The sequence below is a fragment of the Vibrio mediterranei genome, assembly GCF_900088415.1.
In the GTDB taxonomy this organism is placed as follows: Bacteria; Pseudomonadota; Gammaproteobacteria; order Enterobacterales; family Vibrionaceae; genus Vibrio; species Vibrio mediterranei.
On the sequence record NZ_FLLQ01000001.1, the window covers coordinates 1,320,938 to 1,343,670 of the forward strand.

Annotated in this window: 20 protein-coding genes; 9 read left to right on the forward strand and 11 right to left on the reverse strand. The window is 46.3% G+C overall.

All coding sequences use genetic code 11. The features are described from left to right. Positions 1-54: 54 nt before the first annotated feature. From VME0621_RS05795 to secD, 4 genes are read right to left on the reverse strand one after another with little or no spacing between them, the layout of a single operon-like run. Positions 55-708 (reverse strand): DedA family protein, encoded by a 654-nt coding sequence (locus VME0621_RS05795; RefSeq protein WP_062462976.1) that lies wholly within the window; start codon positions 706-708, stop codon positions 55-57. 31 nt (positions 709-739) lie between these two features. Beyond that, entirely contained in the window at positions 740-1,831 is a 1,092-nt protein-coding gene (locus VME0621_RS05800) for a calcium:cation antiporter (protein ID WP_062462973.1), read from the reverse strand. Beyond that, the gene (gene secF / locus VME0621_RS05805; RefSeq protein WP_062462970.1) at positions 1,828-2,730 is read right to left on the reverse strand and encodes a protein translocase subunit SecF; all 903 of its coding nucleotides are present in this window, start codon (positions 2,728-2,730) and stop codon (positions 1,828-1,830) included. The genes VME0621_RS05800 and secF overlap by 4 nt, the downstream gene beginning before the upstream one ends. Before the next feature lie 2 nt (positions 2,731-2,732). Then, positions 2,733-4,523 (reverse strand): protein translocase subunit SecD, encoded by a 1,791-nt coding sequence (gene secD, locus VME0621_RS05810; RefSeq protein ID WP_062462967.1) that lies wholly within the window; start codon positions 4,521-4,523, stop codon positions 2,733-2,735. On the opposite strand from secD, the gene VME0621_RS26540 reads away from it, so the two are divergent. Next, complete coding sequence (locus VME0621_RS26540) at positions 4,522-4,695, forward strand: hypothetical protein (RefSeq protein ID WP_156750259.1); 174 nt, start codon at positions 4,522-4,524, stop codon at positions 4,693-4,695. The two genes, secD and VME0621_RS26540, sit on opposite strands and share 2 nt — an antisense overlap. Here VME0621_RS26540 and VME0621_RS05815 read toward each other — a convergent pair. From VME0621_RS05815 to VME0621_RS05825, 3 genes are all read right to left on the reverse strand, one after another. After that, entirely contained in the window at positions 4,692-5,141 is a 450-nt protein-coding gene (locus tag VME0621_RS05815; RefSeq protein ID WP_062462964.1) for a hypothetical protein, read from the reverse strand. The genes VME0621_RS26540 and VME0621_RS05815 overlap by 4 nt on opposite strands. 227 nt (positions 5,142-5,368) lie before the next feature. Beyond that, positions 5,369-5,971 (reverse strand): short chain dehydrogenase, encoded by a 603-nt coding sequence (locus VME0621_RS05820; protein WP_038227645.1) that lies wholly within the window; start codon positions 5,969-5,971, stop codon positions 5,369-5,371. Then, positions 5,968-6,957 carry a haloalkane dehalogenase gene (locus tag VME0621_RS05825; protein WP_038227646.1) on the reverse strand — a complete coding sequence of 330 codons (990 nt, stop codon included), beginning with the start codon at positions 6,955-6,957 and terminating at the stop codon, positions 5,968-5,970. Before VME0621_RS05825 ends, VME0621_RS05820 begins: the two co-directional genes overlap by 4 nt. 100 nt (positions 6,958-7,057) lie before the next feature. Here VME0621_RS05825 and VME0621_RS05830 point away from each other — a divergent pair, with 100 nt between their 5' ends. Next, the gene (locus VME0621_RS05830; protein ID WP_062462961.1) at positions 7,058-7,924 is read left to right on the forward strand and encodes a LysR family transcriptional regulator; all 867 of its coding nucleotides are present in this window, start codon (positions 7,058-7,060) and stop codon (positions 7,922-7,924) included. 50 nt (positions 7,925-7,974) lie between these two features. On the opposite strand, the gene VME0621_RS05835 is transcribed toward VME0621_RS05830, so the two are convergent. Then, positions 7,975-8,319 (reverse strand): PTS lactose/cellobiose transporter subunit IIA, encoded by a 345-nt coding sequence (locus VME0621_RS05835; protein WP_038227648.1) that lies wholly within the window; start codon positions 8,317-8,319, stop codon positions 7,975-7,977. Positions 8,320-8,334: 15 nt separating this feature from the next. Then, the gene (locus VME0621_RS05840) at positions 8,335-8,646 is read right to left on the reverse strand and encodes a PTS sugar transporter subunit IIB (protein ID WP_038227649.1); all 312 of its coding nucleotides are present in this window, start codon (positions 8,644-8,646) and stop codon (positions 8,335-8,337) included. Between the two features lie 242 nt (positions 8,647-8,888). Between VME0621_RS05840 and VME0621_RS05845 the strand changes: the two genes are divergently transcribed. The 3 genes from VME0621_RS05845 to VME0621_RS05855 all read left to right on the forward strand — a co-directional run bounded on the left by VME0621_RS05845 (position 8,889) and on the right by VME0621_RS05855 (position 12,886). Beyond that, a complete protein-coding gene (locus VME0621_RS05845) occupies positions 8,889-10,238 on the forward strand; it encodes a PTS sugar transporter subunit IIC (RefSeq protein ID WP_038227650.1) in 1,350 nt (449 codons plus the stop codon). 9 nt (positions 10,239-10,247) lie between these two features. Continuing rightward, positions 10,248-11,675 (forward strand): glycoside hydrolase family 1 protein, encoded by a 1,428-nt coding sequence (locus tag VME0621_RS05850; RefSeq protein WP_062462958.1) that lies wholly within the window; start codon positions 10,248-10,250, stop codon positions 11,673-11,675. A gap of 203 nt (positions 11,676-11,878) precedes the next feature. Next, the gene (locus VME0621_RS05855) at positions 11,879-12,886 is read left to right on the forward strand and encodes a substrate-binding domain-containing protein (protein WP_006069682.1); all 1,008 of its coding nucleotides are present in this window, start codon (positions 11,879-11,881) and stop codon (positions 12,884-12,886) included. Positions 12,887-12,941: 55 nt separating this feature from the next. Here VME0621_RS05855 and edd read toward each other — a convergent pair whose 3' ends face one another. Continuing rightward, complete coding sequence (edd, locus tag VME0621_RS05860) at positions 12,942-14,756, reverse strand: phosphogluconate dehydratase (RefSeq protein ID WP_062462955.1); 1,815 nt, start codon at positions 14,754-14,756, stop codon at positions 12,942-12,944. Next, a complete protein-coding gene (locus VME0621_RS05865) occupies positions 14,753-15,265 on the reverse strand; it encodes a gluconokinase (RefSeq protein ID WP_006069680.1) in 513 nt (170 codons plus the stop codon). Before VME0621_RS05865 ends, edd begins: the two co-directional genes overlap by 4 nt. 247 nt (positions 15,266-15,512) lie before the next feature. On the opposite strand from VME0621_RS05865, the gene VME0621_RS05870 reads away from it, so the two are divergent. From VME0621_RS05870 to putP, 4 genes are all read left to right on the forward strand, one after another. Then, positions 15,513-16,937, forward strand: coding sequence for a 6-phospho-beta-glucosidase (locus VME0621_RS05870; protein ID WP_006069679.1), 1,425 nt, complete (start codon positions 15,513-15,515; stop codon positions 16,935-16,937). A gap of 294 nt (positions 16,938-17,231) precedes the next feature. Beyond that, positions 17,232-20,372: a bifunctional proline dehydrogenase/L-glutamate gamma-semialdehyde dehydrogenase PutA gene (putA, locus tag VME0621_RS05875; protein WP_062462952.1), complete on the forward strand. Its 3,141-nt coding sequence runs from the start codon at positions 17,232-17,234 to the stop codon at positions 20,370-20,372. Positions 20,373-20,383: 11 nt separating this feature from the next. Further along, complete coding sequence (locus VME0621_RS05880; RefSeq protein ID WP_038227657.1) at positions 20,384-21,073, forward strand: 1-pyrroline-5-carboxylate dehydrogenase; 690 nt, start codon at positions 20,384-20,386, stop codon at positions 21,071-21,073. 80 nt (positions 21,074-21,153) lie between these two features. Continuing rightward, complete coding sequence (gene putP, locus VME0621_RS05885) at positions 21,154-22,647, forward strand: sodium/proline symporter PutP (RefSeq protein ID WP_062462949.1); 1,494 nt, start codon at positions 21,154-21,156, stop codon at positions 22,645-22,647. Positions 22,648-22,733 lie beyond the last annotated feature (86 nt).

The following is a 22,733-nucleotide window of genomic DNA, read 5'->3' on the forward strand; positions in this document are numbered from 1 at the left end:
CTAGAAATCCGCCGCTGCTATCTAAGCCAATAGCGGCGGCGTCATGGCGTATTCTTAAGTAACGATATTGTTTTTGCTCGAGCGTAAGTAGCGGTACAGCAAACCAACAATCGCTCCCGCCATTAGGCATAAACTGACTATCACCAACGATTTAGAAAGTAGTTCTTGGTAGTCATTAAGTCTTGGATGAATCATCAACCATTTACCAGAGAGCATAAGGATCAAGCACCAAATAACAGAACTGCTCATGCTGATAAATAGAGTTCGTATGAAATTCAGCTTCGATAATCCCATAAGCATCGGTGTCAAGACTCTCACAAATGGGACAAATCTGGAGATGAATAAAGATAAGAATCCGTAGCGACTCAGTAAGTGTTTGGCCTTAGGGAGTGAATCATTCGGTAAAACGCGGTGCAAAAAAGGCACAAGCCGAGTTTGGTTTAAAACTCGTCCTTGAATATAGGCATTAATACTTCCCAATGACGCGGCTAAACAGAGTGCTCCAGCTGCGGGATAAAACTCCAAAATTCCTACTCCAACTAATCCGCCAACAAACAGTACTAGACTATCTCCCGGCAGTGGTAAGAAAACGAAGCTGGATTCCAGTAATAAAATAAACGCAAGCAACAAGAGAAAGCTATTGAGTGAGCTTACTTGAGCCAGAGTGTCGAAATCATGGTGCCAAATGGCAACGAATATTTCTTGCATGATAAAAATCCTTATTGGTCAGTTAAGTACATCACTCAAACATCAAGATGATGTAAGCAAAGAACAAAATGAGGTGGGCCATGCCGTTTAAGGAGTTGGTTCTGCCACTACTAAAGCTGACGGCGGTCATCATAAGTGTGGTCGCGAGCAAGACCATTTCAGCGGGTGCCAAGCCCAGTTGAACAGGTTGCTGTATGACCTCAGATATTAGAAGGACAGCCGGTACGGTGAGTGCGATAGTTGCCAGTACGGAGCCAAAGAACAAGTTCATCGCGCGCTGCAGCTGATTGTTTAAAGCGGCTTTAACAGCCCCGACTGCTTCAGGCGCAAGAATCAAGATGGCTACTATCAAGCCTCCCAGTGCTGGTGGTGCACCAAGTAAGCTGACGGTGCCTTCGATAGGGATAGCCAAGCTTTTGGCTAGCAGAATCACCACGATTAAATAACCTACAAGTAACAGTGAATGGTAAAAGTTACTCTCTAGAGGACCATGAAAATCGTGGTTATCCTGGTGGTCCTCATCCATAAAAAAATGGGTATGGCTGCGCGTCTGAATAAACAGAAACACGCTATACAACACCACTGAAGCTAAAACTAGCGTTATAGTGAGCGCCTTAGACATCGACCCTAATTCTGTAACGCTGGTGAAATTTGGTAACACCAAACACAACAACGACAGAGGAATGATGGCGACGAGGTAAGATTTCAGACCATCAAGGTTGTACTTCTGTGTGTGGTATTTCAGCCCGCCGATGAGTAATGTGATACCGACTAAACCATTGAGGACGGCCATCACAACTGCAAACATAGTATCTCTTGCCAAAACGGAGTTGGCTTCTCCCGTCAACATGACAGAAGAAATCATCACTACTTCCAAGAGGATGACTGAGAGGGTCAGAATTAATGTTCCATAAGGGTCACCTAACTTGATGGCTAAAGCATCAGAATGGCGAACCACGGCAAATATTGAAGCCATGACCACTGCGAACAGAGCCGTGGTAAGTACCATCCCGATAGTTGAGCTCATTTGAGCCTGCAAGATAGTGTCACCAGCAAATTTAAACAATACAACGGTAATGATGCCAAGTAGCAGTACGAATTCCTGCTTCAAGAACTGCGTCATGGCATTGCCTCCTCTGGTTTCGGTGTTGCCACTCTGTAGTGTTCAGGTCGGACACCCATCATTTGAGGTAAGGTGACACCAAGTGAAATTGACGACCATGTCCCACAGGCAATACCCACACACAATGCAATCGCGAAGCCTTCTAACGCAGGCCCTCCTAGCAACCACAAACTAGAAACAGTTACCAATGTGGTGCCTGAGGTAATAAGAGTTCTCGAGAAAGTGGCACGTACCGAGTTATTGATAAGTGTATCCGCTGACTCGTTTGGCTTTGCTTTGAATAGCTCGCGGGCTCTATCAGCAATAATGATGGAGTCATTCAAAGAGTAACCAAGCACTGCAAGTACAGCGGCGAGTATGGTGAGATTGAACTCCATCTGGGTGACGGCAAACAGACCGAGCACAATAACAATGTCGTGAACCAGCGCCACTAATGCGCCTAGAGCGAGTCGCCATTCAAAGCGGTAGCTTAGATAAAGCATGGTCAACACAAAACAAGCTAGTATTGCCACGCCACCTTGCTCAACCATATCTTGGCCGACTTGAGGGCCTACCATGCTGCTATTTAGGATCTCTACGGATGTGCTGATGGACTCTAATGCTGGAGTTAAGGACAACACCACATCATCGAGTTGGTTATAGCGTAAGATCCAACGGCCGGGCTCTGTCGAGCTCACCACTTGGACATCTTGCATCAAGGCGTTATCAAGTGACGCTTTGAGCTCGGTTGCGACAATGGATGCGTCTAAGCGTACTTCAGCCACGAGACCGCCAGTAAAATCCAACCCCCAGTTAAAACCTTTAAAACTGATAAAAGCGACGGCTAAAGCAAAAAGCAGCGCAGAAATTGCCGACATGCTAAAGCGAACTCGGCTAAGAGAATGTTGTGAAAGAGTCATATCTAAATCCTCACTTCTCGGCGCTGATCACGCCCCCAAACAAGATTGATGATGGCGCGCGATAAGAACACGCCGGTAAACATACTGGTTAATAGACCAAGCCCTAGTGTGATGGCAAAGCCCTGAACGGGACCATTACCAATGGCATACAGTGCAATGGCGACAATCATGGTGGTGAGGTTGGCGTCGAAAATAGAACGAAAGGCACTGCTAAACCCTTTTTCAATGCTCTGAGCTAGCGTTCGCCCTTCGCGCATTTTATCTTTGATGCGTTCAAAAATGAGTACATTGGCATCCACTGCCATACCGACGGTCAGCACCATGCCTGCAATACCAGGTAAGGTAAGTACAGCTCCGGGAAGCAGCGCAATTAACCCAAATAAGCTCATCATGTTGGCGAGCAAGGCAACATTTGCGACCCAGCCTAAGCGTCGATACCAAAGTGCAATGAAAGTTAGTGTTAGGCCTAATCCTAGCGCTAATGCAGCAAAGCCATTTTTGACGTTTTCAGCACCCAGTGAAGGACCGATGGTTCGTTCCTCAATAATGGTAACTGGCGCTGTGAGTGAACCTGCCCTTAGTAAAAGTGCTAGCTCTTGTGCGTCTTGCATGCTGCCAACACCGGTAATACGAAAACGGCTACCCAACTGTGACTGAATGGTGGCAATACTGATCACCTTACTGAGCTGTTCGCTATCGCCCGCAGCATTGCGGCTGTACTCGCTGTAGACCGTCGCCATCGGGTTACCAATATTGCTTCGGGTAAACTGAGACATTTTTCTTCCACCTGATGTATCGAGCGAAATGTTAACTTCAGCGGTTCCCATATCACCGACACCCGCGCGCGCATCGATAATATGCTCTCCGCCAAGAATGGCGCGGCGCTCCAAATTAACGGGGATTCCGTCATTGTCTGGTAGTACTTGGGTGCGATTTCCTCGACCATCTGTGACGGCATGAAAGGCTAACGAAGCTGTTGCACCGATAACGTCTTTAGCCGCTGCAGGATCCTGAACTCCGGGTAATTCTATGCGAATGCGATTCTCACCTTGTCGTTGTACCGAGGCTTCGGTAATGCCAAGCTCGGCAATACGCTCTCGCATGATCTGCAAGTTTTGCTGAACCGTCAGGTTGCGCAGAGTGCTTTTCTCTTCATCTGTCAATGAGAGTCGAATCGTGTTGTCTTGGATTGACGTGTGCCAGTTAGGAAACTGCTGACGTAAAAAGGCTCGTGCTTCTGCGGTAGAAGTTCCACCAAACAAATTGAGCTGAACGCTATCGCCCGTGATTCGACCTCGGCTAGTTCGAAACTCCGAAGAGAACTCATCGATAACCATTTGTCGGTGTGCTTGATAGACGGGCTCCATATCGACTTCCAATAAAAATTGGACGCCGCCTCTCAAATCAAGGCCCAGAGCGATAGGCGAAAAACCTGATTTTAGTAACCATTGAGGCGCTGCTGGCTCCATCGCTAGTGCGACGGTTGTGGATTCATCTAAGTGCTGTTTTAGCAGTGTTTGCGCTGCCGCTTGTTGTTTGGGGCTATTTAGAATCACGATGGTTTTATCACCATCTTGTTCAATGCTAGTGGGGGTGATGTTGGCATGTTCAAGGTATTGAGCGATTTGACTCGCATCAGAAATTTGCCCTCGATGGTTAATATGAAGGGCGGCATTTTCACCATACAAAGAAGGTAGAGCACTTAACAGCATGACGAGCAAGCTGAATATAAGTACCACGTACTTCCACTTGGCGTAGCGGTTGATTGGTTGACGTGATGGTTTTTTCACAATGAAACTCTCTAAAACGGATCAAAATGAGCGCATGGTCATCATGAAAGAGACGAAAGCCGTAACCAAATCAGTCTGTGAAGACATTTATTTCAGTCATCAGCGAGTCGCTGCTCTTAATGTGCTGCGCGTGTTGAAGCGTTCAGGTAGTCCTGAACTTGGTCTTGAGAGTTAGTTTGAGTGAGGTTGTCTGTGAGCGTACAAGGTGTTGGCTTCTTTCCAGCCTGCCACTCTTGAGGGGGCACTTTGTGTGCGGCTCGTCCAATGACGTTGCGGTGGAATAAGTGAGGTGCTTCTTGTGGCGAGCGCCAGCAATGGAGGTACTAAGAAGGCAATTAATAAGTGGTAATCAGGCGCTGCTTTTTGGTCGGCATCCCAACTATCACTGATGACACGTCTGGATGAAGAAAGAAACAGTGGACCCATGTAATCATTAAGAATCGACCCACTATCATCTGTTGGGGCATTAAAATCATCAGATGGCGTCGTCGAAAGATCGACGGTGATAAAAGTATTAGCGAGATTGGAAGTATTGGGCGTGAGATACTCGTCTGCGCTTACAGTATGTGTGCAAACTGCAATCATAAGCGCTAGAAATAGACGATACCAATGTTTAACCAATGAATAACCTTTACGTGTAAGCGATGACTTTCTGGTTCGCGGGCAGTATACCGGATGCTGGTCACAAAATGGGCAAAGGTTAGCGAGATAAGTGTTAGTATTTGTGTCTGCATAGGCCTGCTCACCATAATGAATAACAGTGAGCAGATATTAGAGAGGGAATTGACATACCAGCAATACTTATAAGCACATCAGCTGATTGGTCACCCAAATATACAACAGGTTAATTAAGTAGTAACGGCATCAAAAATCTTTCCGTTTGCGACTCCCTCTAAAGCGCTTTGATAGCACAAAGCAACATCCGCTGCTGAAATTCCATTAGTACTGTCCATTCCCATTCGTTCCATCGTTTCTTTGACGAATGAAGGGCTTACCGCATTGATGCGGTGATTGCTTTTGAGCTCAAGAGATGCGGTTGTGACAAACGCATTAATGGCGGCCACACCCATCGCAATGGCTGCTGTTCTTTGGGTTGGAGCGTTGCTTGCCTGCCCAGAAGTTAGCGTTATCGAGCCTCCCGGAGTTAGGTAGTTTATTCCTAGTCGCGCGACGTTCACTTGTCCCATCACTTTATTATTGAGCGCTACCTGATACGCTTGGTCAGATGCGTCATCGAAGTTAGCCATCATTCCATTTCCAGCCATGCTGATGATGGCGTCAACAGCACCGACGCTTTCGTACATGGCTTTGATGGAGTCGTTATCTTCAATGTCTACTCGACGTTCACCTTTCGAGTACCCTACAGGGATGACGGTATACGTATCGTCTAAAAGTTCTATTACTGCTTGTCCAATGATCCCATTTGCCCCTATGGCGAGTATTTTTTTCATGCTGATTGTCCTGCTAGATTGAAATGAGTGTGGTCAAGCCAATCAATAACTTGGCTCGTAATTTCAAGATGTTGGTCTTCTTGGAGAAAGTGCGAAGCATCAGTAATTGTGCGGTGAGGCTGATGTGCGGCACCTGCAAAATTTGCTTGGAACTTTTTGTCGTAGCCGCGTCCTGCCAAGAAAGGGTCTTTGTCGCTAAATAGAGTCAAAACAGGCTTTTGCCACTGTTTGAGCTTCTGCCAGTCTTCATTGACTTGATTGAGGTCTGAAGCCACGATTTCCGGCATTTTTCTAGGGCCAGCGTAGTATCGCTCGTCGGGAAATGGCGCGTTATAGGCGTGAATTTCGCTCTTAGTTAATGGTTTTGTGGTTAGCGCCTGGATGACTTCTCCTATATCCAAATGACTAGCGGTTCGAAAGTAGCCGGCCCAATTTCCGTAGTTGATTTTGTTTGTGAGTTGGCTCAAGTCGGTTTGACCAGCTGAGGCAGCCATTAGCTTTAGTACACTAGGAACCAGCAACTTCTCTAAACCTTTCATCTCGGCGAGTGCGGTGTTAGAAACAATTAAGCGATCTAACCATTTGGGTTGATTTGCCAAAGCTCTAAGCCCAATCATACCTCCCCAATCTTGCATAAATGCGGCTGAGTGGTGGAGGTTGAGTTTATTAACGAACATCGTCATCCATTTGACATGGTTGGCATAGGTATGAGTATCGGTACTGACGGGTTTATCCGATTTCCCAAACCCGATAAGGTCGGGTGCTATTACTCGGTAGCCCGCATCGACCAAAATCGGAATCATATGACGATATAGGTAGCTCCACGAAGGTTGTCCATGAAGAAGGAAAACAGTATTTGAGTTCTGTGTCCCTTCATCAACGTAATGCATGCGATAACCATCTATCTCTATGTAATTAGCCGAGAATGGATAGTCTGCTAGGTTGTCGAACGCTGAATCTGGTGTTCTTAGAAATGTTGATGGCATGATGAATCTCCTGTGTCCCTGTTCGATATACAGACTTTAGAGGAGTTTTATGGACTAAAAAAGCATAGCTTTTATATCAACTTGGTCATAAAATTAGACCATGATTGCCCTCGAACATTTACACGTTATCTACGTGATTCATCAAGAAGGGAGTTTTCGCAAAGCAAGTGAGAAACTCTTTAAAGCTCGTTCTGCGGTTTCCTATTCGGTGAAACAAGTGGAAGAGTATTATCAAGTCTCCATTTTTAACCGCGATACCTATAGACCAGAACTGACTCGTGATGGGCAACTGCTCATGCCAAAAATTCAACAGTTATTAAATGCAGCGGACGAGTTCGATGTGTTTGCCAAGCAAATGACGGGGGAAATTGAGCCAGAATTACGACTTAGCGTCGGCGCGATTTTCCCAATTGAAAAGGTGACGGGACTCTTGACGCAGCTTAAGCTGCATTTTCCAGAGACAATATTGCACCTTAATATCGAAACGGCGTCTGGTGAACGTATGTTACTGGATGGGCTAGTGGACATTGGTATTTATGCGGGTCTCACACAAGACACTCAACGAGTTAGGTATCGACATATCGATCAGATCCGTTTGCCCGCTTATATTTCCAATCAATCTTCACTCGCTCTTCAGGCTGATATGACCGTCCAAGACTTGCTGGGCATGCCTCAAGTTGTAGTTAAGTCGTCGTATAAGACTAGCCCTGATTCAGGCATTTTAGCGGATGCTGTTCACTGGTACGTCTCTGACCACCAGACTAAAAAATCTATTATTCGAAGCGGACTTGGCTGGGGGCGATTATCAAGTGATGAAGTGCAAGCTGAAGGGCTCGATAATTTAATAGAACTCAACTGCATTGATAAGCTTGAAGTGCCAATTTATATGGCGTGTGCTAAAAATAAAGCGTTGGGGCCTGTGGCTAAGATGATTTGGCACTACTTTGATGAAATATCGAAGACATAATGTGCGATGAAACGATGCAAACCTGACGGATTTGCATCGTTTTTCTTATTTTAAGCCATACTGACGTTGTTAAAAACGCTCTGTTCGAGTTTGTTGAGACGTTGATACAGATGCACTGTTTCGCGAGCACTTTCTATTGCTTGTATGGTGGTCATCAAATGGTCTTGAGCATGAACCATCACTAGTGTGACCGGGATTTTACCTTCACCTTCATCGGCGCCTATTAATTCCGTTTGAACTAAATGAGCTTGACGAATTGCTTCATCTGCTTGATCTAGGTAGCTTTGTGCTTGTTCAAACTGTCCGTTACGGGCACTTTTAATAGACTCCATGGATAGACTTCTAGCTTCACCTGCATTGCAGATTAAGCCCATGATGGTGATCTCAAGATCCATATTTGATACCCCTATTTAAGCTGTTTCACTGAGTGCTTCAATGGCTGTTGCCAGAACTTTCTCACCGCGCATTGCACCGTAATCCATAGGATTGATCGCTAGGACTTTCTTGCCTTGCTCTGCTGCCAAGGCTGCAAATTCTTGTTGGCGGAATTTCACTTGTGGACCGAGTAAGAACACATCCCAGTCGGCTAGCTTTGTTTCGAATTCAGCAATTGGCACAGCCAATATTTCAGCGTCAATAGATTGATTTTTAGCAGCTTCTTCCATTTTTTTTACTAGGATAGAGGTCGACATACCCGCTGAACATAGCAATAGAATTTTCATCGTTGTTTCTCCTGTTATTGACACTTATTTGTGCTTTTTGTTGCCTATAGTGTTACGGGTAACTATTAATTCGGCAATACGTGATCTATCAAAAGTGTTATCTAGCTCAAACTTGATGAGTAATTAGGCTTTTTTTCGTGCTCAAGCTAACAATTATCCGGATTTTTCTTTGTTTTCTAGTTTTGTTACCCGTAATGTTACCCGTAACAAATATGAACGACACGAATGGAAGGGGATACCTCGTGCTTAATAATGCGTTTACAGAAAAGCTCAATTACTGGGCGGGCTGGTTTACCAGCTTGAAATACGTGATGGCTATCAAACAAGCATTTGTCATGCTGATGCCAGTCATTATCGTTGGTGCGTTTGGCGTACTGATTTCTAACATGGTTATGGGTACTCAGTCAGGTCTTGCTGCCTTTGAAACCTTTGCCTTTTTGGCTGAATACCGTCCAATCATGGGACAAATAAACTATGCGACACTGAACTTCTTGACCATCGGGGCCATCTTTATGATTGGTCTTGAGCTTGGCAAGCTTAATGGTCAAGTTAACGCTTACTCAGGTTTGCTTGCTGTTATCTGTTTCGTAGCAGTCATTCCGACAACCTATGAAGTGGTTGTGGCGGGTGAAGCGTTTGAAGTGAGCAACGTTATTGCTCGCCAATATACGGACACGAAAGGCTTATTCTTGGGCATGTTTATCGCGATCCTATCGGTTGAGGTATACAGCAAGCTCCTGAAAGTCAACGCTTTACAAATCAAGATGCCTGATTCGGTGCCGCCAAATGTGGCGAACTCGTTCTCTGCATTGCTGCCGTCTATCATCACAGTTACTGCGATTGCTACATTTGGCTTTGCGTTCTACGAGATTTCGGGAATGACGCTTTACGATGCAACGTACGCTGCGATTCAACGTCCGCTTGAAGGTGCTATCCAAAGTCTACCAGGCGTGCTTCTACTGATGTTCCTAGCTCAGGTCTTCTGGGTAGTGGGTATTCACGGTAACCAAATGATCAAGCCACTACGTGAGCCGCTGTTGCTTGGTGCGATTGCTGCGAACATGACAGCGTATGAAAACGGGGAAGAAATTCCGAACATCATCACGATGCCTTTCTGGGACATCTACATGAGTATCGGCGGTTCAGGTGTCACGATTGGTTTACTTGTCGCAGTCTTTTTAGTATGTAAGAAACGTAAAGATATGCGAGAGATTGCTAAGCTTTCTGTAGGTCCAGGTGCATTCAACATCAACGAGCCAGTGGTGTTTGGTATGCCTATCATGCTGAACCCGATTCTAGCGATTCCATTTATCATCACACCTTTGATTACTGGCATGATTGGCTACTACGCAACGGCGATTGGTTTTGCAGGTAAAGCCGTGGTTATGATTCCTTGGACATGTCCACCGATTCTGAGCTCATGGCTGGCAACGGGGGGATCGCTTGGTGCAGTAGTGACTCAGATTGCTTGTATTGTTACCTCGATTCTCATCTACCTACCATTTGTGAAAGTGTGTGAGAACCAGTTCAAAGAGCAGCTCGATAATCTAGAAAGCGAGCAAAAAACGGAAGCGAAAGAAGCGGTGGCTTAAGGAAGCATAATGACTCAATACTCTATGAAGTTTCCTGAAGGTTTTATTCTTGGTGCCGCAGCCTCTGCATGGCAAACCGAAGGTTGGAGTGGCAAGAAAGACAGCCAAGATTCTTATATTGATGCTTGGTACAAGAATGACCGAAAAGTCTGGCACAAGGGTTATGGGCCAGCAGTTGCGACCGATTTCTACAACCGTTATGTTGAAGATATTGACCTAATGCAGGTGGTGGGTTTAACCCACTACCGCAGCTCCATCAACTGGTCTCGTTTTATGCTTGATTATGAGCAAGGGATTGTAGATGAAGAGTATGCAGGTTACGTTGATAAGGTCATTGATACTATGCTTGCGAAGGGTATAGAACCAATGTTCTGCTTGGAGCATTATGAGCTGCCCGCTTATTTGCTCGAACACTACGGTGGCTGGAGCTCGCCTAAAGTGGTTGATATGTTTGTGCACTACGCGGAGGAAGTGTTCAAGCGTTACGCTCATAAGGTGAAATACTGGTTTAGTTTTAATGAGCCTATCGTGGTGCAAACCCGAGTGTATCTTGATGCGATTCGATACCCGTACGAGCAAGATACCAATAAGTGGATGGTGTGGAATCATGCCAAAAACTTGGCGACGGCAAAAATCGTTAAAGCTTATCGTGACAAAGGCTACGACGGAAAAATCGGCGTGGTGCTAAACCCTGAAGTGACCTATCCACGTTCTAGTGCGGTGCATGACAAGCGAGCGGCTGAAATCTACGATTTGTTCTACAATCGTGTGTTTTTGGACCCGGCTATCAAAGGAGAATATCCGGCGGAGTTGTTGACGTTATTGAGAGGCAATGGCATTGATTTCGCACCAACGGAAGAAGACCTTGCGATCATCAAACATAATACTGTGGACTTTATTGGAGCCAACCTCTATTACCCACACAGAGTGAAAGCGCCGGAAGCGGAATGGCCAAAGCACGTGCCGTTTCATCCGAAAAAGTACTTTAGCGGCTTTGACTTACCGGGTAGAGAAATGAACTTCTCTCGAGGTTGGGAGATCGATCCGGCTATTGTTTATGATATGGCGATGCGCATTAAAAATGAGTACGGCAATATCGAGTGGATCTTGAGTGAAAACGGTATGGGCATTGAAAATGAAGCTGAGTTCAAAGATGAACAAGGCCAGGTTCAAGATGACTACCGTATTAATTTTATCTCAAGGCACTTGTTCCATTTGCTAAGAGCGATCGAAGACGGCGCAAACTGTAGAGGCTACATGCTTTGGGCGTTCACGGACAATGTCTCACCTATGAATGCTTTCAAGAACCGCTATGGCTTGGTAGAGATTGATCTGGAAGACAATCGCAACCGTCGGGTGAAAAAATCCGGCCAATGGTATAAAACCTTGTCTGAGACTCGATGTCTAGATATCGATCTGGATGATGAGTACCGCTAAACCCTAATATCGGCGAGTTTACATACTCGCCGTTCTTTTCTCCCAATTTTGTTTGCCCTGCCTAATATTACTAGCTATCTATTTGAATCTGATATAAAAATCGTTATTCTTCAACCGTCCCTACCTAGAGACTTGGATAACCGTTAGTTCATTAACAGCAAAAATGTTACAGTAACATTCACTACTACTTGAGAACTCGTTGAATGACTATGGAAGCAAAACGTTCACGCCCAACTTTGCAAGATATTGCTGATAGAGTGGGTATCACTAAAATGACGGTAAGTCGCTACATGCGCAATCCAGATTCGGTCGCCCAAGCGACTCGCGATAAAATCGCTCAAGTGGTTGAAGAGCTTGGATATATCCATAATAGAACGCCTGCGATGCTGTCGAAATCGTCGAGTAAAGCGATTGGTATACTGTTACCTTCATTGTCTAACCAAGTATTTTCTAGCTTCGCGCAAGGTGTTGAGCATGTGACTAACCTCAATGGTTACGATACCTTGATCGCTCACTACAGCTACGATCGTGATGTGGAAGAAAAGAAAATCGAATCTTTTCTTTCTTATCAAGTAGATGGCCTAATTTTGACGGACACCAATCATACCGAGCGCACGCTGCAAATGATAAAAACCGCAGGTATTCCTGTGGTAGAAGCCATGGATTTACCGGTTAATCCTATTGATATGGCGGTCGGTTTGGACCATATGCAGGCGGCTTATGAAGTGGTGACGCAAATGATAGCCAAAGGTAAGCGCAATATCGCTTATTTTGGTGCTCGCCTAGATACCCGAACTCAGCTACGTATGCACGGCTATGATAAAGCGGTCACTGAGGCAGGGCTGGAACCTCTACACGTATTAACCAAAGAGCACTCTAGTTTTGCTTTGGGTAGTACTTTGCTCGACAAAGCTCTGCTGATTCAACCAGAGCTTGATGGCGTATTCTGCACCAACGATGATATTGCGATTGGTACTATTATGGCATGTCGTGCTAAGCAACAACGAGTTCCTGAGGACATCAGCGTCGTTGGTTTTAACGCTCTGGATATGGGTAAAGTGATTAGCCCAACCTTGGCAAGTATTGATACACCACGATTTGAGATTGGAAAAAAGAGCGCCGAGTTATTACTATCGGCGCTATCAGGAGCCCCAAGCGAGCAAAAAGTTTTTGATATGGGCTTTACGATTACTGAGGGAGAGAGTCTCTAACTCAAAATCTCGCCTTAATGAAAACTCGGGGGTAGGCTCGCGGGGTCAACATGGTTTAGTCGGCAAAGAGGAAACTCGCTCCTCGGTCTGCTGCTGAGACGTTCTGGCGACAAGTTGCAAACAGGTCTCTGCCCCAAGTCTTTTGATGGATTTCGGTATCATGAGCTTCTGGTGGGCGACTCTCGATACCTGCGAACACTCTGAGTTCTCCACGGTGGCAATCTAATCGAATTCTATCGCCATCTTGAATACGTGCAATGTTCCCACCTCGTAGGGCTTCTGGCGATACATGAATCGCTGCGGGGATTTTCCCTGACGCGCCAGACAGCCGACCATCGGTCACCAAGGCGACGTTAAAACCTTTATTTTGGATATTGCCAAGCAATGGCATCAATTTATGCAGCTCAGGCATGCCGTTAGCTGCTGGGCCATTAAAACGCACGACGACCACGCAGTCGCACTCGAGTTCGCCTTGCTGATAGGCTGCTTCCACTTGGTTTTGGTCGTTAAATACTTTGGCTGGTGCTTCGATAGTCTTGTGCTCTGGCTTAACCGCCGACACTTTAACGATAGCTTGCCCTAAGTTACCGGATACTCGCTTTAGCCCGCCCGTTTTTTGGTAATACTGCTTGTCATTAGCGATGACCTCTGGGTTTTTCGTCCCATTAGAGCGTAACCAAGTCAGGGCATAATCATCAGATTGAGAGTCTAATTCTGGGTAGCAAAGCTGATCTTCAAAACGGCCAAATGCCGTCACGGTATCGCGATGCAGTAACCCTTGCTGGTTTAGTCTGGTTAAGAGGGCAGGGACACCGCCCGCCGCGTGAAAGGCATTGATATCACTGGTGCCATTTGGGTAAATATTGACGACCAAAGGTACGATATCCGAAAGATCGTTGATGTCTTGCCAAGTTAGTAGTAAGCCCGCAGCTCGGGCGACAGCAATCATATGAATGCTATGATTCGTGCTACCGCCAGAAGCGAGTAGCGCTACCACACCGTTAATCAAGTTTTTTGCTGAGACCACGTCACACAGTGGGCGATAATTTGCTGAGCCTGCAATGCTACTGGCGATTCGCTTCGCGGCATCTTGTGTTAATGCTGTTCGCAGCGGGGAATCTGGTGGTACAAACGCGCTACCGGGTAGCATTAACCCCATGGCTTCAAACACTAACTGATTGGTATTGGCGGTGCCAAAGAAGGTACAGGTACCACTGCTGTGGTAAGCACGACATTCCATCTCTAGCAGCGAATCTTTACCAAGCTCTCCAGCGGCGTGCTGTTGGCGAATCATGACCTTCTCTTCATTAGAGATTCCCGTTGCCATTGGACCTGCGGGAATAAACGCAGTGGGAAGATGACCATACGCCAGCGCGCCCATTAATTGACCGGGCGCTATCTTGTCGCAAATACCAAGCAGTAAGTTACCATCAAACATATTGTGGCTGAGTGAGAAGGCGGTGCTTTGGGCGATAAGATCGCGTGAAAACAGCGACATATCCATACCCGGCTGTCCTTGTGTGACTCCGTCGCACATTGCGGGAACACAGCCCGCGACTTGCGAGGTATGGCCTAACGGACTTAACGCTTGTTGGATGAGTTCCGGATAACCCTCATAGGGCTTATGAGCGCTCAACATGTCGTTGTATGACGAGATGATAGCCAAGTTGGCGCTGGTGTTGTTGAGTAAGGACTGTTTGTCCGCATCGCACGCTGCAGCCACGGCGTGTGCAAGGTTGCCGCACGAGAGTTGCGAGCGCCCTTTGCCTGCTAGTTTTTGCTTCGCAATATTCGCTAAATATTGTTGTCTTAATTTTTCACTGCGCTGCTCGATACGCTGCGTAACGGCCAGTAAGGTTGTATGAGTCATGATACAACCTCAAGCGTGGCATTAGATAATTGGCTGCGGATATCACGAACGGCGGTCTGAATCACACGTTCTAGTGGCATGTCGATAGGTACAGTCAAGACATCCAGTTCACAATCAGGGCGTTCTAGAGCTTCAAACTGACTTCGCAGGAGGGAGCCTTTCATAAAATGCCCTCCTCGTTGTTCGACACGTTGTCGAATGAGTTCAAACTCTCCATCTAGGAACACAAAGATAAGGTTATTGTTGCCAAGTCTTAATGTGTCGCGGTACCCTTTTTTAAGTGCAGAGCAAACAATAACACCATGCTCATTCTTGCATCCTAGGCTGTACGCGGCATCGTTAATACGCGTCAACCATGGCGCTCTGTCATCATCACTCAGCGGTATGCCTGCGGCCATTTTGTCGATATTGCTTCTCGGGTGAAGATCATCGCCATCGATAAACTTTGCGCCTAATACATCGGCAATCCCTTTGCCTACTGTGCTCTTACCTGAGCCAGAAACTCCCATAACAATAATGCACTTCCCCAAGTTCCCTCCTCACGAATCAAAATTTGATCCAATCCGCACAATTCAATTAATTCACAAACTGGACTTCATATTATCGATGTTACTGGTAACATGATACCGGTAACTTTTAATGTTGTGAACAAGAGCACATCCAGTTAAAAAACTTAATTACAGCCGAAATGAGGCTGGCATAGTGTTGATAAAATGCTAGCTCATCGGTTCACGATGTACTATTTGAGGGGTAACAATGTCGGTATTTCCAGAGAACTTTTTATGGGGCGGAGCTATCGCTGCTAACCAAGCTGAGGGTGGGCACCTAGAGGGCGGTAAAGGCCTAACTACGGTCGATATGATTCCGTACGGTGACAATCGTATGCCAATTAAGCTGGGTCTACGTGAGCAAGTAGCGCTCGATGAATCGGAGTTTTATCCAAGTCATGGAGCTATCGATTTCTATCATCGCTATAAAGAAGACGTCGCGCTATTAGCGGAAATGGGTTTCAAAGTGTTCCGGACTTCTATTGCTTGGGCAAGAATTTTCCCTAAAGGCGATGAGCTAGAACCTAATCAAGAAGGGATTGCTTACTACCAAGATCTGTTCCGTGAATGTCAGAAGCATGGTATTGAACCTCTTGTTACCTTATGCCATTTCGACGTGCCAATGCACTTGGTGAACACATATGGTTCGTGGCGCAGTCGTGAAATGATTGGTTTTTTTGAGCGTTATGCTCGCACTTGTTTTGAAGCATTTGATGGTTTGGTTAAGTATTGGCTCACATTTAATGAAATCAACATCTTGCTAGCAAGTCCATTCTCTGGTGCTGGCCTGCTATTTAAAGAAGGTGAGAATAAAGAGCAGGTGAAATATCAAGCGGCGCACCATGAGCTTGTGGCAAGTGCTCTAGTGACCAAAATCGCCCATGAGATTAACCCTGATAACCAAGTGGGTTGCATGTTAGCGGGTGGCAACTTCTATCCGTACTCCTGCAAACCTGAAGATGTCAAAATGGCGCTTGATAAAGATCGAGAGAATCTATTCTTTATTGATGTCCAAGCCAGAGGCTATTACCCATCTTATGCTCAAAGAACGTTCCGCGATAAAGGTGTAGAACTTGAGATTCATGACGGCGACTTGGAGATTCTAAAGCACACTGTGGACTTTATTTCTTTTAGTTACTACGCCTCTCGTTGCGCTTCCGCTGATATGAATAAAGGCAACACCAGTGAAGCCAATGTCGTGAAGTCGGTTCGCAATCCACACCTTGAAGCCAGCGATTGGGGCTGGGTTATTGACCCTCTCGGTTTGCGTATCGCCATGAATACCCTTTATGATCGTTACCAGAAGCCGTTGTTTTTAGTAGAAAATGGCCTTGGAGCCAAAGATGTGGTGGAAGCGAACGGTGAGATTAACGATGACTATCGCATCGACTATCTGCGCGCTCATATCAAAGCGATGGGAGAAGCCATTGAAGATGGTGTGCCTTTGATGGGCTATACGCCTTGGGGGTGCATTGATTTGGTCGCCGCATCCACTGGAGAAATGAGTAAACGCTATGGCTTTATCTACGTTGACCGTGACAACAAAGGTAATGGTACGTTGAACCGTTCTCGTAAGAAGTCGTTCTTCTGGTACAAAAAAGTGATTGAATCCAACGGTGAAGATTTGTCATAACCTCCGATTCTCATTGGTGATTATGAAGGGGTGCCTATGTGCATCCCTTTTTTGTGTTTTAAAACTGAGGGGAATGTTTAGCGAGAACGAAACAATATGTTAATTTGGTTGCAGATTGTAACGGCTCATTTTGTCTAACTCGATGTGACCTTGTATTAATTTTGTTAATAAGCGTAGAAAACAGCAAAAAGCTCGGAGTTTTTGACAAGTAATTCCTTAACACTCAAAATACACTGCCTGCCATTGTAGTAGTCCAGTCGTCTTTTGCGGCTGAGTAGAGATTGAGGAACACACATGTTTACAGCAACAGATGTGCTAAAAACGGAGTTTGTTGAGCAGCCGCTTGAACAGCTCTGGTCACTGATCTCTCCACTTTACATGGTGGATGAGTCTCAATGGTTGAAACAGCTTTTACCTCTGGCGACGCCGCAAGGCGATGAAGCCCAGCAAATCCCACAGAAAACCACCGAGCTTATCGAAGCCATCCGTGCCGATAAAAATGCCATTCAAATGATTGATGCTTTGCTGCTTGAGTACAGTTTAGATACTCAAGAAGGCATTTTGCTGATGTGTTTAGCAGAAGCGTTAATGCGCATTCCTGATTCTGCAACGGCTGATGCGCTTATTCGCGACAAACTGAGTGTCGCTGATTGGAAATCTCACCTGAAAAATTCTGACTCTGTGTTTGTCAATGCGTCAACATGGGGTCTTATGCTGACGGGCAAAGTTGTCGGGCTTGCTGAGTCTGAATCACAAAGCCCAGCAAAAGCAGTGAACCGTTTAGTCAACAAGTTCTCAGAGCCTGTGATTCGTAAAGCCATGTATCAGGCCATGAAGATCATGGGTCATCAGTTTGTTTTGGGCCGCAGCATTGGTGAAGCTCAGAAGAATGGCAAAAAGATGCGTGATCGCGGTTTTACCTACTCTTATGACATGCTAGGTGAAGCGGCGCTCACTAAATCTGATGCTGACAAGTATTTCAAAGACTACCTGATGGCGATCGAAGCAGTAGGCAGTGATAAATACGGCTTAGATACTATTCCAGCACCATCAGTTTCAATCAAGCTGTCGGCACTTCACCCTCGCTACGAAGTCGCTAACGAAGAGCGCGTGCTGACTGAGCTTTGCGATACGTTAACTCAGCTTCTCACTCGAGCACGAGAGCTGGATGTGGCGATTACGATTGATGCGGAAGAAGCTGACCGTCTTGAGCTATCACTTAAATTATTTGAGAAAGTGTATCGTAGCGACGTGGCAAAAGGGTGGGGCAAGTTTGGTCTGGTGATCCAGGCTTATTCTAAGCGTGCACTTCCTGTTTTGGTTTGGGTTAACGCTTTAGCGAAGCAGCAAGGCGACCTGATTCCACTCCGCTTAGTGAAAGGTGCGTATTGGGACAGCGAAATCAAATGGTCTCAGCAAGCGGGCTATGATGCGTACCCTGTCTATACCCGTAAAGAAGCGACCGATGTTGCATACCTAGCGTGCGCTCGATTCCTATTGAGTGAAAACGTGCGTGGCAATATTTTCCCGCAGTTTGCGAGTCACAATGCACACACAGTGACGGCTATTGCGACAATGGCTCAGCACACCGATTACGAATTCCAGCGTTTACATGGTATGGGTGATTCACTTTATGACCATGTGATGGATACGCATAAACAGCCAGTACGAATCTACGCACCAGTGGGTAGTCACAAAGACTTGCTGCCATACCTAGTGCGTCGTCTGTTGGAAAACGGTGCAAACAGCAGCTTTGTTCACCGCCTTGTTGATGCGCGTTGTCCTGTTGACAGCTTAACTGTTCATCCGGTAGACGCATTGCTCGCCAATGACACCCTACACAACGCTAATATCGATCTACCTCCCGCTATTTTTGCCGATCGTAAAAACTCCGTGGGTGTGAACGTTGATATTGAGAGCGAAGTGAAAGACTACGAGCACAAAGTTGAAGTGTTCCGAGCTAAGCAGTGGCAAGGTGCTCCGATCATTAATGGTCAATCGCAATACGAAAGCATGATCAAGGAAGGTACTAACGTTGATACGATCACTGCGCCTTATGATCGCCGTCTTGTCGTGGGGCAAGTGGCTATGGCTAACCTTGATCATGTTTCCGAAGCTATCCGAGTAGCAGAGCAAGGTTTCACTAGTTGGTCGCAGACACCATATGTTGAGCGTGGTCAGTGCTTACTAACATTGGCAGACAAGCTAGAAGAAAATCTTCATGAGTTGGTGGCGATTTGCCATCAGGAAGCGGGTAAGACCATTCACGACAGTATTGATGAAGTGCGCGAAGCGGTCGATTTCTGTCGTTACTATGCGAAACAACCACATATTTTTGAAACGCAATCGGTACTTGGCTTTGACGGTCAGTCAAAAACATTGACACGCGGCGGACGAGGTGTGTTTGTTTGTATTAGTCCGTGGAACTTCCCACTGGCGATTTTCCTAGGTCAGGTCACGGCAGCATTGGTTGCGGGTAATACCGTTGTGGCTAAACCTGCGGAGCAAACTTCTCTTATCGCTGTACGTGCTGTTGAGTTAATGCTTGAAGCAGGCTTCCCTGCTGATGCGATTCAACTGATTACAGGACGCGGTGCTGATGTAGGTCAGGCGTTAACCTCGCACCCAGCGATTGCTGGTGTTGCCTTTACTGGCTCTACGCCAACGGCCCAGCGCATCAATAGCACGCTTGCAGCACGTCAAGTTGCGCCAGTACCATTTATTGCAGAGACCGGCGGTCAAAATGCGATGATTGTTGACTCGACCGCACTGCCTGAGCAAGTCGTTCGCGATGTTGTTCGCTCTGCCTTCGCTTCTGCCGGACAGCGCTGTTCTGCATTGCGTGTTCTGTTTATTCAAGAGGACATTGCGGAGCGTGTTATTAACCTGATTCAAGGCGCAATGGATGAGCTTAAAGTGGGCTTGCCATATCTGCATGCTACCGATGTGGGCCCAGTAATTGATGCCAATGCGAAGCAAAAACTACTGGCACATATTGAAGCGATGACAAAACAAGGCAACAAAGTGGCGCAACTGTCGCTTGATGCCGAGTGCCAAGAAGGGGATTTTGTACCGCCTTGTGCGTTTGAAATTTCTGATATCTCTGTGCTAACGGAAGAACATTTCGGTCCTATTCTCCATATCGTCCGCTTCAAAGCATCTGAACTACCAAAAGTGGTTGATAGCATCAACGCCACAGGTTTTGGCTTGACGCTAGGTGTCCACAGCCGTAATGAATCGACGTACGAGTGGGTGGAAAAACACGCTCGAGTGGGGAACTGCTACATCAACCGTGATCAAGTCGGTGCGGTGGTAGGGGTTCAACCATTTGGAGGACAGGGTCTCTCCGGAACTGGACCAAAAGCTGGTGGCCCACACTACCTATATCGCTTTACTGATGTCATTAACGCCAACGCTAATCAAGCGGCGAAATAAGGAGAAAAATCATGGTCAATAACGCAACTATTTTCTCCGATGTTTTGACAGCATGGGAAGGTTGGAATCTTAGTGATTTTGCTGAGCAACGTGAGTGCTTACTTTCTGCTCAGCGTAATATGAATGAACTGAACGCTACGCTCGCTAGCGTGATGGCATTCCATATTCAACAAGCTAACGTGTTATTAGCTAACCCGCATGTGATGCCAGGGCCAACGGGTGAAACCAATGAGCTTTATGCGGCGGGGCGTGGTGTGGTTTTAGTGGTTCTAGAGAGCGAAGAAGCACAAGCTAAGATCGCGGCAATGGCGCAAATTACCGCAGCACTTATCGCTGGTAATGGTGTCATTGTTTGTTCTGGTAACGACAAGTTTAATCAAATTTTAAAATCGGCAGTCGAGCGTTCTCAACTGCCTACTAACCTAGTTCAATTTGTGGCTTTAGAAGAAGCTTCCACCTTTATCGAGTTCGATGTACGAGTGGTTGGTCTTGTTGGCTCTAAAGACACTGAATGGCAGGTTAACCATCAACTGGCTAATCGCGATGGAGCGATAGGTCTTTTGGTGTCTGAGACGGATTTGGCGCTGCTGCCTGTGGCGCACGATCCGAATCTCGTGTTGAGGTTCATAACAGAAAGAACAAGAACCATCAATATTACAGCAGTGGGGGGCAACGCTACTTTGCTTGAGCTTGGTAGCTAGTGACATAAGGTTACGGACCCCTACCAGCCTCCAATATCACCGTTATGTTGGAGGCTGTATTCTAGGATGAGGAAATAATAATGATTCAAAATAGCTTCGCTATTACAACTACTTTCATCGCTTATTTGGCGTTGATGCTCGCTATCGGTGTGATTGCTTACAAGCGCACGGCCAATTCTAGCGACTACTTTCTAGGTGGTCGTTCATTAGGACCATGGCCAGCGGCTTTGTCTGCAGGTGCATCGGATATGAGTGGCTGGTTACTGCTAGGTCTTCCTGGCTATGCGTATGCAGCAGGTATTGAAGCTTTCTGGCTTGCTGGCGGCTTGCTGGTAGGTACATGGCTAAACTGGCTAATCTGTGCAAAACGACTACGTACTTACAGTATTACTACTGACGCACTGACCCTGCCTGAATATTTGTCTCGTCGTTTTAACGACAATTCAAAAGTGATTCAGGTTGTATCTGCGTTCTTCATTTTGCTTTTCTTCCTTTTCTATACCAGTTCTGGTCTAGTGGCAGGTGGTAAACTGTTTGAAACAGTATTTGGCTTGGATTACACCATTGCCGTCATCATCGGTACGGTATGTGTTGTCTCGTACACGTTATTCGGTGGCTTCCTAGCAGTATCTTGGACTGACTTAGTTCAGGGCCTATTGATGGCAGCGGCACTGATGATTGTTCCTGTGATTGGTATGCAAGGTGGGTTCGGTCAGCTAACGTCTGATCTTGAAGCCATTAACCCAGAGCTTCTTACTCTATGGAATGACACGAAAGGCCAGCCGCTATCTGCAATCGCTATCATCTCTCTAGTGGCATGGGGTCTAGGTTACTTTGGTCAGCCACACATCCTCGCGCGTTTTAAAGCATCTCGTTCAAACAAAGACTTAACGACTGCTCGTCGTATTGCTGTAGTTTGGTCTGCGTTGTCTATGCTTGGTGCAATGCTAGTGGGTGTTGTAGGTCTGGTTTACACTACAGGCACTGGTGGCGATGTACTGGCAGATGGTGAGAAAATCTTCATGTTACTAGTTAATGCGCTATTCCACCCAGTAGTCGCTGGTATCCTTTTGGCTGCAATTCTCGCGGCTATTATGAGTACAGCGGATTCTCAGCTATTGGTGTCTTCGTCGGCGTTGGCAGAAGATTTCTACAAGCAAATCATCAACAAAGATGCGACATCTGAGCAAGTAGTGATGGTAGGTCGTGTCGGTGTTATCTTATTGTCAATTATCGCACTGGTTCTTGCGATGACTCCAGACAGCTCGGTACTTGGACTAGTGTCTTATGCGTGGGCTGGGTTCGGTGCTGCCTTTGGTCCTGCAATCCTACTAAGCCTATACTGGTCTGGTATGAACCGTAATGGCGCTATCGCGGGTATTTTAGTTGGTGGTGTGACTATCGTAGTTTGGAAACAGCTAACTGGCGGCATCTTCGATATCTACGAAATCGTTCCTGGGTTTATCCTATCTTGGATTGCGATTATGGTAGTTAGCTCAATGACTGGTGGCCCAGACAAAGCGGTTCAAGCTCAGCATGAAGCATTTGAGAAGAACCTAGTCGAGTTAGACTAATCACCATCTTTGTGATTTAGCATAGTTAATACATCAAATGGCCCTCAGTTACTGAGGGCCATTTTTTTAGTTCTATTAATACAAAA

Excerpts from the sequence above, each read along its gene's own strand:
- VME0621_RS05880 (WP_038227657.1), top strand. The coding sequence starts at position 20,384 with ATGGTCAATAACGCAACTATTTTCTCCGATGTTTTGACAGCATGGGAA.
- edd (WP_062462955.1), bottom strand. The coding sequence starts at position 14,756 with ATGACTCATACAACCTTACTGGCCGTTACGCAGCGTATCGAGCAGCGC.
- VME0621_RS26540 (WP_156750259.1), top strand. The coding sequence starts at position 4,522 with ATGAAACTCTCTAAAACGGATCAAAATGAGCGCATGGTCATCATGAAA.
- secF (WP_062462970.1), bottom strand. The coding sequence starts at position 2,730 with ATGACTCTTTCACAACATTCTCTTAGCCGAGTTCGCTTTAGCATGTCG.
- VME0621_RS05835 (WP_038227648.1), bottom strand. The coding sequence starts at position 8,319 with ATGGATCTTGAGATCACCATCATGGGCTTAATCTGCAATGCAGGTGAA.
- VME0621_RS05850 (WP_062462958.1), top strand. The coding sequence starts at position 10,248 with ATGACTCAATACTCTATGAAGTTTCCTGAAGGTTTTATTCTTGGTGCC.
- VME0621_RS05830 (WP_062462961.1), top strand. The coding sequence starts at position 7,058 with ATGATTGCCCTCGAACATTTACACGTTATCTACGTGATTCATCAAGAA.
- putP (WP_062462949.1), top strand. The coding sequence starts at position 21,154 with ATGATTCAAAATAGCTTCGCTATTACAACTACTTTCATCGCTTATTTG.
- VME0621_RS05855 (WP_006069682.1), top strand. The coding sequence starts at position 11,879 with ATGACTATGGAAGCAAAACGTTCACGCCCAACTTTGCAAGATATTGCT.
- VME0621_RS05870 (WP_006069679.1), top strand. The coding sequence starts at position 15,513 with ATGTCGGTATTTCCAGAGAACTTTTTATGGGGCGGAGCTATCGCTGCT.
- VME0621_RS05820 (WP_038227645.1), bottom strand. The coding sequence starts at position 5,971 with ATGAAAAAAATACTCGCCATAGGGGCAAATGGGATCATTGGACAAGCA.
- VME0621_RS05825 (WP_038227646.1), bottom strand. The coding sequence starts at position 6,957 with ATGCCATCAACATTTCTAAGAACACCAGATTCAGCGTTCGACAACCTA.
- VME0621_RS05800 (WP_062462973.1), bottom strand. The coding sequence starts at position 1,831 with ATGACGCAGTTCTTGAAGCAGGAATTCGTACTGCTACTTGGCATCATT.
- VME0621_RS05865 (WP_006069680.1), bottom strand. The coding sequence starts at position 15,265 with ATGGGAGTTTCTGGCTCAGGTAAGAGCACAGTAGGCAAAGGGATTGCC.
- putA (WP_062462952.1), top strand. The coding sequence starts at position 17,232 with ATGTTTACAGCAACAGATGTGCTAAAAACGGAGTTTGTTGAGCAGCCG.
- VME0621_RS05795 (WP_062462976.1), bottom strand. The coding sequence starts at position 708 with ATGCAAGAAATATTCGTTGCCATTTGGCACCATGATTTCGACACTCTG.
- VME0621_RS05840 (WP_038227649.1), bottom strand. The coding sequence starts at position 8,646 with ATGAAAATTCTATTGCTATGTTCAGCGGGTATGTCGACCTCTATCCTA.